Consider the following 999-nt stretch of genomic DNA (forward strand, 5'->3'; position numbering starts at 1 on the left):
TCTCGTTTGTCACCACCGTGCCCTGCAAACAGCTGGCCGGGGTGATCGAGGAGATTGACCAACGCGACGACATCTTTCACATCCCCTCGAACAAGGAGGATGAAGGGATGGGGCTGTGCGCCGGCGCCTGGATGGGCGGCAAGCGCCCGGCCATCATCATGCAGAACACCGCCATCGGGGTGACGATCAACACGCTGGCCACGCTGATCCAGTACTACCGGATGCCGCTGCCCATGCTGATTTCCTATCGCGGAGAGTTGCGCGAACCCGTCGCCTGCCAGGTGGAGATGGCGGTTCACACCAAGGCGCTTTTGGCTCAACTCAATATCCCGACCTACCACTTTCATTGGCAGAAAGACGTAGAGGAGTTGGACAATATTCTGAAATACACCTTCATGTGCAACAAACCCGTTGCCATTTTGACCGACGCCAATTTCTGGGGAGGCTATGGCGACCAATGATCCGTTCTGAAATCCTGAAGGAAATTGCCCCGATCCTGCGTGAACAGCTGGTTGTCTGCAACATCGGCATCCCCAGTCAGGAACTGCACGCAATCGACGATCAACCGACCAATTTCTACATGCTGGGTACGATGGGGCTGGCCTCATCCATTGGACTTGGGCTGGCTCTGTCGCAGCCGAAACCGGTGATCGTCATTGACGGAGATGGCTCGATCCTGACCAATCTGGGCACGCTGCCGACAATCGCGAACAATGCAGCGGACAACTACATCCTGCTGATCATCGACAACGGCTCTTACGGATCGACCGGAGATCAGCCGACTTATGCGGGGCAGAAAACTTCGTTGGCGAAAATGGCCGAGGCTGCAGGTTGTGACCGGGTGATCGAATGCCTGGCCGAGGAAACCGGTCGCGTGTTGCAAGAGGCGCTGGACGTCAAGCAGATGACCATCATCGTCAGCAAGTGCGAAAGCGGCAACGCCAAGATGCCGGTGATCACCATGGATCCGGTCGTGATCCGCGACCGGTTCATGAAGGC

At 57.1% G+C, this 999-nt stretch carries 2 protein-coding genes; both read left to right on the forward strand.

Annotated elements, in window-relative coordinates; genetic code table 11:
• The coding region (locus ACR0IM_RS24520; protein ID WP_480597443.1) for a sulfopyruvate decarboxylase subunit alpha at positions 1–461 on the forward strand (461 nt) is incomplete at its 5' end.
• The coding region (comE, locus tag ACR0IM_RS24525; RefSeq protein ID WP_480683490.1) for a sulfopyruvate decarboxylase subunit beta at positions 458–999 on the forward strand (542 nt) is incomplete at its 3' end. The genes ACR0IM_RS24520 and comE, both read left to right, overlap by 4 nt.

The sequence above is a fragment of the Ruegeria sp. BF6 genome (assembly GCF_056538665.1).